Source organism: Actinocrinis sp. (assembly GCF_035653575.1).
Classification (GTDB): domain Bacteria; phylum Actinomycetota; class Actinomycetes; order Streptomycetales; family Catenulisporaceae; genus Actinocrinis.
Genome location: NZ_DASRBQ010000167.1, coordinates 1 through 12,782, shown reverse-complemented (window position 1 = coordinate 12,782; position 12,782 = coordinate 1). Strand labels below are relative to the sequence as shown.

Here is a 12,782-nt window from a genome sequence, read left to right as displayed (position 1 = left end):
TCAGAGTGTAGGCACAAGGCAGGGTTAGTTGACACATCAATCATCCCCGGAGATAATTGAACCGTCAACTAAATCCGTCTCGGGGCCGCGGATCCGGCACCCGCCTGAGGGAGCGCGCCCATGTCTGATCTCGTCTTCGGCTTGGACACGTTCGGCGACGTGCCGAACGACGACGCCGGCCGGCCCGTGTCGTATGCCCGCGCGATCCGCCAGGTCGTCGACGAGGCCCTGGTCGCCGAGCAGACCGGCGTCGACGTCATCGCCCTCGGTGAGCACCACCGCCCCGAGTACGCGATCTCCACCCCGGAGACCGTCCTGGCCGGCATCGCCACCCGCACCGAACGCATCCGGCTCTCCTCCGGCGTCACCGTGCTCAGCTCCGACGACCCGGTCCGGGTCTTCCAGCGCTTCGCGACGCTCGACGCGCTCTCCGGCGGCCGGGCCGAGATCATCCTCGGGCGCGGCTCATTCACCGAGTCGTTCCCGCTGTTCGGCTACGACCTGAGCGACTACGACGTGCTCTTCGAGGAGAAGATCGAGCTGTTCGCGCGGCTGCTCGAGGAGAAGCCGGTCACCTGGAGCGGCACCAAGCGCGCCGCGCTCGACCACGCCGAGGTCTTCCCCAAGACCGAGTCCGGGCGCCTGAGCACCTGGGTCGGCGTCGGAGGCTCGCCCCAGTCGGTGGTGCGCACCGCCCACTACGGCTTCCCGCTGATGATCGCCATCATCGGCGGCGCCCCCGAGCGCTTCGCGCCCTACCTCGACCTGTACCGGCGCGCCGCCGAGAAGTTCGGCACGACCGCTCACCCGGTCGGCATCCACTCGCCGGGCTTCATCGCGCCCACCGACGAGGAGGCCCGCGAGGTGCACTGGCCGCACTACAAGGTCATCCGCGACCGGATCGGCGCGCAGCGCGGCTGGCCGCCGGTCACCCCGGAGGAATACCGGCGCGAAATCGAGCACGGCTCGCTGTACATCGGCTCGCCCGAAACGGTCGCCCGCAAGATGGCCCGCGCCATCGCCTCGCTCGGCGTCGGCCGCTTCGACCTGATCTACACCATGGGCACTCAACCGATCAGCGCCCGCCTGCGTGCTGTGGAGCTGTACGGCACGAAGGTGATCCCGATGGTCCGCGACCTCCTCGCGGGCTGACTGGTCTCGTGAACGGAGAAGACGCAATGGCCGGGAACGTTCGCACGATCGGCATTCTGGGCGCGGGAAAGGTCGGCACCGTGCTGGCCAGGTTGGCTCTCGCGGCCGGCTACCGCGTGCTGATCGCCGGGTCGGGGGATCCGGCCAAGATCGACCTCACCGTGGAGGTGCTGACCCCGGGCGCGCTGGCGGTCACCGCGGCTCGGGCCGCGGCCGAGGCGGATGTGGTCATCCTGGCGCTCCCGCTCGGCAAGTACCGCACCATTCCCGCGGACGCGCTGCGCGGAAAGCTCGTCATCGACGCGATGAACTACTGGTGGGAGGTCGACGGCATCCGCGACGACCTCACCGATCCGCTCACGTCGTCCAGCGAGATCGTGCAGGGCTACCTGTCCGCGTCGCGCGTGGTCAAAGCGTTCAATCACATGGGTTATCACGACCTGGAGGATGGAGCGCGGCCCCCGGGCAGCGAGGGGCGCCGGGCCATCGCGATCGCCGGCGACGATCCGGCGGACCTGGACACGGTCGCGCACCTGGTCGACGCGCTCGGTTTCGACCCCGTCGTCGCGGGTCCGCTCGCCGCGGGAGTGCGCCTCGAACCCGGCACCGAACCCTTCGGAGCCAACGTCGGGGCCGAGCAGCTGCGCGCGATGCTCGACCGCTTCGCGCGGTCCGAGCGCGGGCGGCTCGTGAACGAGGCGCGGGCGAAGGCAGCCGTGGGAGCTCTGCGCGATGCGGCGTGACGGCCGCGGGGCGAACCTGCGAGGCGCCGATAGTGCGTCCTGAGACGTCGAAAGTTTCAGAATATTGATCTTGTGTTAGGCCTCTGATCGCGGGTTCCTGCTGATCGAGGCCCGTGGGGAGCGGCGGCCGGGATGCGGTTCGGTGACGTCAGCTGACTGCCAGTCCGTCATCAGGGTTCGTGGATCTTTCGAAAGGTCTCGAAAATCGTTGACGGCCCGCGCGGGCCGCGCCGATACTCTCGCCATCGACAGAGCTCGAAGACAGTCGATCCGGGCGACCCACAGCCCGGCCCCCGCGATCCGGGTTCGGCAGATCGGTCAGTCTGACGCGCCGCACGACGCCGATCCGCAGTAGCCACCAGCCCGGCCGCCTATACCCGCGCCAGGTCAGCTCGCGCTGCGCCGACCCGGCGCGCCTTCAATGAGGAAGGAGCACACTTCATGCACCCCACTTCCCGCCCGGCCCGCCCCAGGCGCCGGCCGGCCCGACTGCTCACCCGCGGCAGGCTTCTGATCGGCCTCGGTTCCGCGATCGCGCTGGCCGCGGCCACCCTGCTGATGCCCACCTCGGCCAGCGCCGCGACCACCATCTGCTCGAACCGCACCGGCACGAACAGCGGCTACTACTACCAGATGTGGTCCAACGGCCAGGGCTCGGCCTGCATCACGCTGAACTCGGGCAACAGCTACTCGACGACGTGGAGCGGCATCGGCGACTTCGTCGCAGGCGTCGGCTGGAGCAAGGGCAGCGGCCACACAGTCAGCTTCTCCGGCAGCATGCACTCCTCCGGGGGCGCCACACGGGTCTCCCTCTACGGCTGGTCGACCAACCCGCTGGTGGAGTACTACGTGATGGAGGACTACAACGGCTCGGCGCCCGGCTCGGGCACGTACAAGGGCCAGATCACCAGCGACGGCGGCACGTACAAGATCTACGAGCACCTGCAGGTGAATCAGCCCTCGATTCAGGGCACCGCGACCTTCGAGCAGTACCTGGCGGTCCGTACCTCACCGGTCACCAGCGGCACCGTCACGGTGCAGAACTTCATCAACGCCTGGGCCGGCTACGGGATGAAGCTGGGCACGATGAACTACCAGATCCTGGCCACCGAGGCCTGGGGCGGCGGGAGCGGCGGCTCCAGCATCACGGTGCACTAAAACACATCGCCGGCATCGCCGGCATCGCCGGCACCGGTTGCCGCAGGTGCGGGCGATGCGGGCGATGCGGGCGATGCCGTGTAGTACGATCTGCGCGAGCTGGCGATCATCCCACGCGCGGCGGGCGGAGGCGGAAATGTCAGGCGGCGACGCGCCCACCAGTGGTAATGGCCTGATACCTTCTGGCACGCCGGCATCGGCGATCGACACCAGCGTCCCGCATCCGGCCCGCATGTACGACTACTTCCTCGGCGGCCGCGACAACTACGAGGTCGACAGGTACGCCGCCGAACAGGTCATCGCGGTCGTGCCGGAGGTGCGCGACATGGCCCGGGAGAACCGGGCCTTCCTCGGGCGCGCGGTGCGGTTCCTGGCCCAGCAGGGCATCCGGCAGTTCCTCGACATCGGCACCGGCATCCCGGGCCCGGGCAACACCGGGGACGTCGCCCGCGCGGTGAACCCGGACTCCCGCGTGGTCTACGTGGACAACGACCCGATCGTGCTCGTCCACGCCAACGCGCTGCTGGCCGGGCACGATCCGCAGCGCACCACGGTGATCCAGGCCGACCTGCGCGACCCGGACGCGATCCTGGGACACCCCGCGACGAACTCAGTGCTCGACTTCACCGAGCCGGTCGCGATCCTGCTGGTCGCGGTGCTGCACTTCATCATGGACGACGAGGACCCGGTCGGCATCGTCGACCGGCTCAAGCAGGTGATGGTCCCCGGTAGCTACCTGGTCGTCTCGCACGGCACGAGCGACATCGACCCGGAGCGGGCGGCGGAGGCAGTGCGCACGTACAACAAGGGCGGCGCGCGGATCATCGCACGCACCGGGGAGCAGATCCGCCGGTTTTTCGACGGGCTCGAACTGGTCGATCCCGGGCTGGTCCAGCTCCCGCTGTGGCGGCCGGACGCCGAGGTTTCGCACGACATGTCAGGCATCTGGTGGTACGCCGGCATGGCCAGCAAGAGCTGACCGGCTCGACGCGGCCCTCGCGTCCGGCCGCGCACCGCGGGACGTATCAGGGCACGAGGGTGTCGAGGAATGCGTTGCTGAACACGCGGTGCGGATCGAGCGAGTCGAGAGTGCTCACCGCGCTGTCCCACGACGGATCAGGACCGGCGTTGAAGGCGGCTGGAATGGTGGCGCCGATGACGGTCGCATCGGTCCACGCCCCTGCCGCGGTGAACGCCCAGCCCTTCGACCATTCCGGCCGTACCGCGGCGTAAGAGCCTGAGTAGTTCTCGAAGATGAACTGCTCGAGGTCGCGGTAGAACCTGCCCGAGTCCGGCGTGGTCGGCAGGGTCAGCACGTCCAGCCACACCGCGACGTCCCATTCCGGATGGTCGGCGCGTTCCCGGATCGCGGAGAGTTCCGGGGGCGCGGCGCCCCCGACGGGACCGGCGGCCGCGGTATCCAGCCGGGTGACCCGGATCTCCACCGGCCCGTTGATCGGATAGCTGCCGGCCGCCGCGTAAGCCTGCAGCCGCTGCTGGAAGTAGTCGGCGAATTCGGAGACGACGCGCTGGATGTCGGCGCTGCCGGTGAGCACCGCGTATCCGTTGGCGAACATGCGCAGCGTGGTGGGTTTGACGTAGAGCAGCAGGTTCTTCGACAGGCCCCACAGATCGGTCGACAGCGTCGCGGTCAGCCCGGCCGCTGCGGTGGTGTACTGCGCCTGGCCGAACGTGGGCGCGAGGTACCACTGCCCGCTGACCATCGCGCCGGCGAGATCCGCCACCGGCTTGGGCACCGTGTCGGCGAACGGATAGTTGTACGGGGTCGTAGTCGGGCGCGAGGTCGGCGGAGCCTGCGGGCTCAGCGTCCAGACCTTGAGCCAGGGATTGTCGGTGAACGGGAACCAGATGGCCTCGACGCGGCCCGAGGAGTGCACGTAGGAGGCGAAGCTGCGCGCTCCGGCCGCCGCGGGGGCCGCGAACAGTTCGGCTGCCGGAATCGTCACGTCGCTCACGCAGCGCAGGTAATAGTTGGCCCGCACGCTCAGGGTGACCTCGGTGAGGAAGGCCCGGCCCAGATGCGTGAGCAGCGCGGCGCACTGTGCGTCGGAGCGTTCGAAGGTGCGCAGCACGTACGACGCGCTCCCGGCGTCCCAGACCACTGCGTTGAGTGACAGGATCCTGTTACTGAGCGAGCCATAGTAGTCGCCTGCGACTGGCGTCTCGCCGTCGGCCGGGACCGCCGTGCCGTGTGCGTCGATGGCCAGGACGCCGCCCACGGTCAGGTCGCCGGGCGCGGGCGTGGCGGTCATGCCGTAGCCGTTGGACTCGAGATACGCCAGCAGATCGTCCATCACCGCGCCGGTCTGCACGCGCACGACACCCGGTGTCGCAATGCTCATCGAGGCCAGTGAACTGGTGTCGACGAGCAGAACCGGCGAGGCGCAGCCGGTGTCCGCGGTGATCGTCAGCGGCGACCAGCCGTGCCTGCGGCCGCGGGCCCGCAGCCGATAACCGTTGGCCACGGCCCAGTTCGCGAGTGTCACCACATCTTGCGGACTGCTCGGTGTGCAGGTCCACACGTCGTCGGCGGTGAGCCCTCCCGACCAGTTCTGGTACGTCTGCTGATACACCGGGATGTTCGCCGGAAAGCCCGGAGGCGGCGCGCAACTGGCGGCGGCTGCGCCGGGGGAGAGCTTCCCGGCCGGCTGCCACAGCCGTGGGGCGCCGAGGCCCAGGAGCGCTGCCGAGCCCGCCAGCACCCGCCGTCTCGGCAGGCCTGAACCAGAACCGTTCATTGCTGTCCCTCCCCGCCCACAGATGTATAAGCGCTCCCCTTTACCCGCGATTGCGCGGTCGAACCGCAGCGGTGTGCCGCCGAACACCTCCGGCTGATCAGCAGGCGGATTCAGGCAACCGGCTCGAGCGTGAGCCGCATCGCATCCACCAGGGCGTTGCGGCTCGCGCCGAACTTCTGCCACGCCTGATCGAACGCCTCGTCCCCTTTCCGGGAACCCGCGTGTGCTATGTCGCGCCATGCGACGAAGGCGGCGATGAGCTCGTCGGCGCACTTCCTGACGCCGGTCGGCGCCTCGAGCGAAAGCGAGAAGCGGGCCGCGTTCACGTCGTTGTCGCGCAAGGCGGTCAGTATCGAGTCCTTCCAGCCGGGTCCGTGCTCGCGCGCGGCGTGCCACACCTGTTCACCGGCCTTGGTCACGTTCGTCAAGAATCCGATATACGAGGTCTTTAACACATCGCGCTTGCGATCGTTGCGGCCGAGGGACCAGCGGGCCCGCTCCGACAGTACGGCGGCCCCGAGGCCGGCTGTGGCGCCGAGCGCCGTGCCGAGCAGCGTGCTCCATTCCATGGAAGCAGACTACTGAGTAACGCCTATTCGCTTCCGTCCGACGCCTCGCGCATCGCCTGCGCGAGGTGCGTGGCCCGGAACAGCTCGGCGGTCATGGGCGGAGAGAACAGGTAGCCCTGGCCCTGGTCGCAGCCCAGTTCGCACAGGCGGCGGTACTGCTGCACGGTCTCGATGCCCTCGCCGATCGTGGTCATGCCCAGCGCCCTGGCCATTCCGATCACGGCGGCCACGATGGCCTCGTCCTGCCCGGGCCGGCCGAGTTCGCTCACGAACATCCGGTCGATCTTGAGGATGTCCACCGGCGCTTGCCGCAGGTGCATGAGCGATGAGTAGCCGGTGCCGAAGTCGTCCAGCGCGATGCGCGTGCCGAGTTCGCAGAGCGCCTTGAGCACGGTGCCGGCCGAGAACGGCGCGTCGTGGACCGCCGTCTCGGTGATCTCCAGGCTCAGCTGCGCCGGGTCGAGCCGGTGGCGGCGCAGGACGGCGGCGACCTCGTCGGCGAATGCGCCGTCCGCGATCTGACGCACCGACAGGTTCACCGCCATGGTCGGTGCCTGGCCAGCGGAGTTCGCGGCGTGCGCCCGGCGGTAGATCCGAGTCCACGCGGCGAGCGTGCGGCATGCTTCGCGCAGCACCCACAGGCCGATCGGAACGATCAGACCGCACTCCTCGGCCACCGGGATGAACTCGGCGGGCAGGAGCAGGCCGCGCCTCGGGTGCTGCCAGCGGATCAGGGCCTCCGCCCCGATCAGGCGCCGCTCGCGCAATGCGTAGATCGGCTCGTAGAACAGGCGGAACTCGCCGCGCTCCAGCGCCAGCCGCAGTTCGGTCTCGACGGCGAGGCGGGAGACGGCCTGTTCCCGGATCGGCTCGGTGAAGAACAGGTAGCCTCCGGTGCCGTTGCTCCGGGCCTTGACCTGGAACATCGCGGCGTCGGCGTCGCGCAGCAGCGCGTCGGCGTCCGCTGCGGTGCCAGCTCCGGACTTGGACCCGGAGCCGGACTCGGCCGTCGCGGCGCCGCGGCAGGTCGCGATGCCGATGCTCGCGCTGACGTGGATCTCCTGGCCGGCGTGGCGAATCGGTTCGGCCAGGGCGCGATTGATCCGGTCGGCCAGCGCGGCGGCGTCCTCGCGCCTCGACAGCCGCTCGCACAGCACGGCGAACTCGTCTCCGCCGAACCGTGCCACCAGGTCCGTACGGCGCGCGGCGGCTTGCAGCCGGGCTGCCACGGCGACCAGGAGGGCGTCCCCGGCCGCGTGCCCGAGGCTGTCGTTGACCACCTTGAACCGGTCCAGGTCCAGGAACAGCACGGCCAGCAGCGCGTCCGCGCCCTCCAGCGCCGCCAGCGCCCGATTGGTGCGCTCGACGAAGAGGCGGCGGTTCGCCAGCCCGGTGAGCGGATCACGCACGGCCTGCTCGGCGAGGGTCTCCTCGATGCGCTTGCGCTCGGTCAGATCCCGGCTGACCACCAGGAGGCTGCACACCTGCCCGTCGTCGTCGAACTCCGGGACGATCCTGGACTCCAGGAACCGGCGGGTCCCGCCGAGCACCAGGTTGCGCTCGACGTCCGCGGGCTTGCCGGTCGCGAGCACGCGGCGCAGGGCCGACTCCCAGCCGCGGGTGTAGTCCTCCGGGAAACCCAGCTCGCTGCTCGTGCGGCCGAGGATGTCCGCGGCCTCGAGGCCGGCCAGCGCGGTCGCGGCCGGGTTGACGTAGGTGTAGCGCAGGTCGCGATCCATGCGGGCCATCGGATCCGGACTGGATTCGAGCAGCGTGCGCAGCTCGCGTCCGATCCGCTCCAGCTCCTGCGTCTTGGCCAGCAGCTCGCGCTCGGTGTGCTTGCGCGCGGTGATGTCCCGGGTGATCCCGAAGGTCCCGATGATGCGTCCGGAGAAGTCCCGCAGCGGCTGCTTGGTCGAGCTGAGCACGCACTCCCGGTCGCCGATGCGCACGTTCCACTCGTGCAGGTCGGTGACGGGCAGTCCGGTGCGGATGATCTGCTGCTCGTAGGCGAAGGCCGCGGAGGCGTGCTGCGGCGAGAAGTAGTCGAAGTCGGTCTTGCCTACCATCGCCGCCGGCGACTCGGCGCCGATGAGGTCCGCCTGGCTCTGGCTGACCCGGATGAACCGGGACTCAAGGTCTTTGAAGTAGATCGTGTCCGCGCAGGCCGACAGCAGATTGAACAGGCAGATCTGATCCAGCCTGGCCGAGTCGGTCCGCTCTGTGCCGTCCATCGCGCCGACCAATCCGCACTTGGCCACCGAACTGCGAACTCCGCGTTCACGGGATATCTGGCCATGATATGAGCATCAGCGCGTTTGTGAACCGTTTATCCGGATGTGGGCCGTCTCGGCCGAAAGCTGTGCGGCACCCTCGGCGAGGGTGCCGCACGGTGCGGTGCATGAGTGGTCGCACGGCCCGCGGCTGCCGTCCTCAGGCCTTGGAGTAGCCGCCCGCGTCGATGTCCGCGGCGAGCGTCGGCCCGGTGGGTGTCCAGCCCAGCAGCTCCTGCGTGACGGTGCTGGTCGCCGCCATGTTCATGGAGAAGTACCGGCCCATCCAGCCGAAGTGGTCCTGGACCTTGTCCTCCGGGATCGAGGCGACGGGCAGGTTCAGCGCGCGGCCGAGCGCTTCGGCGATCTCGCGGGTCGTGACGCCTTCCTCGGCGGTGGCGTGCAGCCTGCTGCCCGCCGGCGCCTTTTCCAGCGCCAGGGTGACCATGCGCGCGGCGTCACTGCGGTGCACGGCGGCCCACCGGTTGGTCCCGTCGCCGGGGTAGCCGGAGACGCCCTTCTCCCGGGCGATCGCCGCGATGACGGCGATGAACCCGTGGTCGCCGGCGCCGTGCACGGTCGGGGCGAAGCGCAGGCTCACCGTGCGCACGCCGCGGTCGACGAACTCCAGCGCCAGATTCTCGCTTCCGCCGCGCGGCGAGTCCGGGCCGTGGAACGGGGAGGGGTCGGCCTCGGTGGCAGGCCGGTCCGCGGCGAGGCCCGCGATCCCGGAGGCGAGCAGGAACGGACGGCCGGAACCCGCCAGCGCGTCGCCGATGGTCTGGACGGCGGTGCGCTCGGCCGCGCTCGATACGGCCGGGTTGTCGAAGTCGTGCTTGTTGGCGAGATGGATCACCGCCTGCGCGGCCTCGGCGCCGGCGCGGATGGAGTCCGGGTCGTCGAGGTCGCCGCGGCGCACCCGCACCCCCTTGGCCTCCAGGGCCTCGGCGGAAGCGTCCGACCTGGCCAGGCCGCTGACCTCGTGGCCCGCGGCGAGCAGGTCGTCGACGACGGCGGAACCGATCCAGCCGGAGGCTCCCGTGACGAAAACGTGCATGTCAACTCCTTCGAGTCGCGCCGTCTGGCAGCGCGAGTCCAAGCCGAGATTGATGTCTGTGACTGACGTCAGTGACAGACATACCTTACGCCTGATGTCAGTAGCTGTCATCCCTGGGCTCGAATCACTAGAATCGCTCGCATGGCGCGTTGGGAACCGGGAACCGCGGAGCGGCTGCAACAGGCCGCGCTCCACCTCTTCGCCACCCGTGGCTTCGAGCAGACGACGGCGGCGGAGATCGCCCAGTCCGTCGGCCTGACCGAGCGCACCTTCTTCCGGCACTTCAGCGACAAGCGCGAGGTGCTCTTCCGGGGACAGCAGCGCTTCGCCGCCTCGTTCCTGGACGGTGTGCGGTCCGCGCCGCCCGGGTCGGCTCCCATGGAGATCGTCGAGTGCGCGCTGCGCAGCGCGGCGGCGTTGTTCCCGGAGGAGCGCCGCGCGCACTCCCGCACGCGGCAGCAGGTGATCGACCAGAACCCCGCGCTGCAGGAGCGCGAGCGCAACAAGCTCGCCGATCTCGCCACGGCGCTGGCCGAGGCCCTGCGCGAGCGAGGGGTCGGTGAACCGGCCGCGACCCTGGCGGCGCAGTCGGGCGTCACCGTGTTCGGCATCGCATTCACGCAATGGATCCGCGACGGCGAACAGCGCTCCTTCGCCGACCTGGAGGCCGAGATCCTCGACGAACTGCGCGCGGTGACCGGCAAGACGGCCTCGGTGGCGCAATTCGCCTGACCGGGCGGCCCGCCGATTGGACGCACCGGCTCGGGGAACAGCAACTGCGCATTCTGATCCGACCTGGCAGTCCGGGAGGGGCGAGCATGAGTGAATCAGAGGCCTTCGAGCAGGGCCCGCGGCTCGCGCCCAGGGTGGTGCCGCGCTGGTGCGGGGTGCTGCTGATGGTGCTCGGCCTGCTGACGCTGCCGTGGATCGCGGGCCTCGCCCTGGTGCTGCCGAGCAGCGAGCGCAGCGCGCACTACGACGTCTCGTGGGTCGGCTTCGACGTGCTGTTGTGCGTCCTGCTGCTGCGCACCGGATGGCTGGCGCTGCGCCGCAGGGAACAGAGCGAGGTGACCGCCGCGATGGCGGGCACCCTGCTCATCGTCGACGCCTGGTTCGACGTGCTCAGCGCCCCGGACACCGCCCAGTTCCTCATCGCGCTCGCCATGGCGGTGCTGGTGGAGCTGCCGCTGGCCGGGGTGTGCCTGTGGATCTGCGCGCGGGTGGAGATCGCGCGCCGCCGCCGCGAGACGGTCCTCGCCAAAGCGCTGCGCGGGCGGCTCGCCGCGGCCCGGGTCAGGTTCCCGGGTCTGCGCAGGCCGGCTGCCGCGAGCCGGTCCGGCAGGCCTCAAGCTGCGCCGCCACGGCCAGGCCGAGCAGCAGCGCGATCGAGGTCAGATTCGCCCATGCCATGAGGGCGATGACGGCGGTCAGCGGCCCGTAGGTCGCGCCCAGCCCGCTGCTGCCGCCGACATACCAGCTGAGCAGCGCGGTCAGCCCGGCCCACAGCGCCAGGCTGAGCGCGGCGCCGACGGCCAGCCAGCTGAGCGACGGCTGGCGGCGGCGCGGCGCCCGGCGGAAGATCGCGCTGGCCGAGACGAGGGCCAGCAGGATGCCCAACGGCCAGCGCGCCACCTGCCAGGCCAGCCGCTCGCCCGCGGACCAGTGGTACACCTGCGCGAGCACCTCGCCGAGCGGGCCGCCGGCCGCCACGACGACCATGCCGGCGGCCATGGGCACTCCCGCGATCAGCACCAGCAGCAGGGCATTGCCGTACTTGCGCACCGATGGCCGGTCACGTTCGACCCCGTAGATGCGGTTTGCTCCGCGCTCGATCTGCCCCATCGCGGTGGCCATGGACACCAGCGCGACCGCGAGGCCGAGCCAGAGCGCCAGCGCGTCGTCCTGGCCGCGCGCCCGCCCGGTCTCCAGGGCGTTGCGGACGATCTGCTGGCTCGCTCCGGGCGTGATCCGTTCAAGCACGCCTTCAAGAACCTGGCCTGCGCCCTCGCGGTGCAGCGTCGCCGAAAGCCCGACGAGCGCGATGACAGCGGGGATGATGCTAAGGCAGACCTGAAACGCCAACGCCCGGGCATGGCTGAACCCGTCGGCATAGCGGAACCGCACGAACGAATCGCGCACGATCGAGCCCAGACCCGTGCGCCGCAGCGTGACCCAGGCGTCGTCCGCGGATAGTTCGTCGCCTGACATCAGCCGGGTCTGAGCAACCTTGGTCGCAGTACTCATCGTCGAATACCCGCCTCGCGCAGCGCATCAGAGGACTGCCGTGATTCCGGCGTCCGAACCAGTAATGCCCCTGGCTTGACCTGAACGGAGAGCACGTTCGCGGTGCGATAGGGGTCACCGTCGAGCTCCAGCGGCACCGGACGGCGCACGCGCGCCTCCACCTGCTTGGCCCGATAGCGGCTGATGTACGGGCCGTCGCGCCGCAGCACGATCCGCACCAGCACCTCCAGCCAGCCCCAAAGCCGGCCGTACGGCTCCAGGACGATCACGTCGAGCAAGCCGTCGTCCGGTTCGGCCGCCGGCATCAGGTCGATGCCGCCGTGCAGCCGCCCGTGGTTGCCGATGATCAGAGCTTTTACATGGCGGTGCCGCACCCGGCGCCCGTCCACGCGCAGCGTCACCCGCTCGCCGCGGTCGCGCAGATGGCGCAGGATCGAGGGCACGTAAGCCGGCCAGCCTACGCGCGCCTTGAGCCGTTCCGACGCGTCGGCGATCATCGCCGCGTCAAGCCCGAGACCCGCCATGCCGACGAACACCCGGTCGCCCACCACGCCCAGATCGATGCGCCGGTCCGATCCCTCCAGCAGCACCGTGATCGCCTCGTCGAGCGCGCTGGGGATGCACAGCTGCCCGGCCAGCAGATTGCCGGTGCCCAGCGGCAGGATGCCGAGCACGACACCGGTGCCGCCCAGCGCCTCGGCGACCGCGTTCACCGTGCCGTCCCCGCCGCAGGCCACCACCAAGCCGGCGCCGGACTCGACCGCGGACCTGGCCGCGGTCGCACCGTTGTCGTCCGGAGTCGTCATGACCAGCCGGGGCTTCGGCCG

12 protein-coding genes are annotated in these 12,782 nt (G+C 70.1%); 6 read left to right on the top strand and 6 right to left on the bottom strand.

Annotated features, from left to right (window positions below; genetic code table 11):
• The first annotated feature begins 120 nt into the window (after positions 1-120).
• The 4 genes from VFA06_RS22530 to VFA06_RS22515 all read left to right on the top strand — a co-directional run bounded on the left by VFA06_RS22530 (position 121) and on the right by VFA06_RS22515 (position 4,032).
• Positions 121-1,152, top strand: a complete 1,032-nt coding sequence (locus VFA06_RS22530; protein ID WP_324842671.1) for an LLM class flavin-dependent oxidoreductase — start codon at positions 121-123, stop codon at positions 1,150-1,152.
• Between the two features lie 26 nt (positions 1,153-1,178).
• Positions 1,179-1,895: an NADPH-dependent F420 reductase gene (locus VFA06_RS22525; RefSeq protein WP_324842670.1), complete on the top strand. Its 717-nt coding sequence runs from the start codon at positions 1,179-1,181 to the stop codon at positions 1,893-1,895.
• 441 nt (positions 1,896-2,336) lie between these two features.
• Positions 2,337-3,053: a glycoside hydrolase family 11 protein gene (locus VFA06_RS22520; protein ID WP_324842669.1), complete on the top strand. Its 717-nt coding sequence runs from the start codon at positions 2,337-2,339 to the stop codon at positions 3,051-3,053.
• 136 nt (positions 3,054-3,189) lie between these two features.
• Positions 3,190-4,032, top strand: coding sequence for an SAM-dependent methyltransferase (locus VFA06_RS22515; RefSeq protein ID WP_324842668.1), 843 nt, complete (start codon positions 3,190-3,192; stop codon positions 4,030-4,032).
• Between the two features lie 46 nt (positions 4,033-4,078).
• Here VFA06_RS22515 and VFA06_RS22510 read toward each other — a convergent pair whose 3' ends face one another.
• From VFA06_RS22510 to VFA06_RS22495, 4 genes are all read right to left on the bottom strand, one after another.
• Positions 4,079-5,812, bottom strand: coding sequence for a cholesterol oxidase substrate-binding domain-containing protein (locus VFA06_RS22510; RefSeq protein ID WP_324842667.1), 1,734 nt, complete (start codon positions 5,810-5,812; stop codon positions 4,079-4,081).
• 110 nt (positions 5,813-5,922) lie between these two features.
• Positions 5,923-6,381: a hypothetical protein gene (locus VFA06_RS22505; RefSeq protein WP_324842666.1), complete on the bottom strand. Its 459-nt coding sequence runs from the start codon at positions 6,379-6,381 to the stop codon at positions 5,923-5,925.
• A 23-nt stretch (positions 6,382-6,404) separates the two neighbouring features.
• A complete protein-coding gene (locus tag VFA06_RS22500) occupies positions 6,405-8,615 on the bottom strand; it encodes a putative bifunctional diguanylate cyclase/phosphodiesterase (RefSeq protein ID WP_324842665.1) in 2,211 nt (736 codons plus the stop codon).
• Between the two features lie 199 nt (positions 8,616-8,814).
• The gene (locus tag VFA06_RS22495; RefSeq protein WP_324842664.1) at positions 8,815-9,711 is read right to left on the bottom strand and encodes an SDR family oxidoreductase; all 897 of its coding nucleotides are present in this window, start codon (positions 9,709-9,711) and stop codon (positions 8,815-8,817) included.
• Between the two features lie 141 nt (positions 9,712-9,852).
• Between VFA06_RS22495 and VFA06_RS22490 the strand changes: the two genes are divergently transcribed.
• Together VFA06_RS22490 and VFA06_RS22485 are read left to right on the top strand one after the other, a co-directional pair.
• Positions 9,853-10,443, top strand: a complete 591-nt coding sequence (locus tag VFA06_RS22490; RefSeq protein WP_324842663.1) for a TetR family transcriptional regulator — start codon at positions 9,853-9,855, stop codon at positions 10,441-10,443.
• Between the two features lie 86 nt (positions 10,444-10,529).
• Positions 10,530-11,123, top strand: coding sequence for a hypothetical protein (locus tag VFA06_RS22485; protein WP_324842662.1), 594 nt, complete (start codon positions 10,530-10,532; stop codon positions 11,121-11,123).
• Here the strand turns inward: VFA06_RS22485 and VFA06_RS22480 are convergent.
• On the bottom strand, positions 11,005-11,955 hold the full coding sequence (locus VFA06_RS22480) for a YihY/virulence factor BrkB family protein (RefSeq protein WP_324842661.1): 951 nt from the start codon (positions 11,953-11,955) through the stop codon (positions 11,005-11,007). The genes VFA06_RS22485 and VFA06_RS22480 overlap by 119 nt on opposite strands.
• On the bottom strand, positions 11,952-12,782 hold an 831-nt coding region (locus tag VFA06_RS22475; protein WP_324842660.1), incomplete at its 5' end, for a diacylglycerol/lipid kinase family protein. The genes VFA06_RS22480 and VFA06_RS22475, both read right to left, overlap by 4 nt.

What these genes read in the sequence shown, in the direction of transcription:
- VFA06_RS22480 (WP_324842661.1), bottom strand. Translation starts at nt 11,955, where the DNA reads ATGAGTACTGCGACCAAGGTTGCTCAGACCCGGCTGATGTCAGGCGAC.
- VFA06_RS22485 (WP_324842662.1), top strand. Translation starts at nt 10,530, where the DNA reads ATGAGTGAATCAGAGGCCTTCGAGCAGGGCCCGCGGCTCGCGCCCAGG.
- VFA06_RS22530 (WP_324842671.1), top strand. Translation starts at nt 121, where the DNA reads ATGTCTGATCTCGTCTTCGGCTTGGACACGTTCGGCGACGTGCCGAAC.
- VFA06_RS22505 (WP_324842666.1), bottom strand. Translation starts at nt 6,381, where the DNA reads ATGGAATGGAGCACGCTGCTCGGCACGGCGCTCGGCGCCACAGCCGGC.
- VFA06_RS22515 (WP_324842668.1), top strand. Translation starts at nt 3,190, where the DNA reads ATGTCAGGCGGCGACGCGCCCACCAGTGGTAATGGCCTGATACCTTCT.
- VFA06_RS22495 (WP_324842664.1), bottom strand. Translation starts at nt 9,711, where the DNA reads ATGCACGTTTTCGTCACGGGAGCCTCCGGCTGGATCGGTTCCGCCGTC.
- VFA06_RS22490 (WP_324842663.1), top strand. Translation starts at nt 9,853, where the DNA reads ATGGCGCGTTGGGAACCGGGAACCGCGGAGCGGCTGCAACAGGCCGCG.
- VFA06_RS22525 (WP_324842670.1), top strand. Translation starts at nt 1,179, where the DNA reads ATGGCCGGGAACGTTCGCACGATCGGCATTCTGGGCGCGGGAAAGGTC.
- VFA06_RS22500 (WP_324842665.1), bottom strand. Translation starts at nt 8,615, where the DNA reads ATGGACGGCACAGAGCGGACCGACTCGGCCAGGCTGGATCAGATCTGC.
- VFA06_RS22520 (WP_324842669.1), top strand. Translation starts at nt 2,337, where the DNA reads ATGCACCCCACTTCCCGCCCGGCCCGCCCCAGGCGCCGGCCGGCCCGA.
- VFA06_RS22510 (WP_324842667.1), bottom strand. Translation starts at nt 5,812, where the DNA reads ATGAACGGTTCTGGTTCAGGCCTGCCGAGACGGCGGGTGCTGGCGGGC.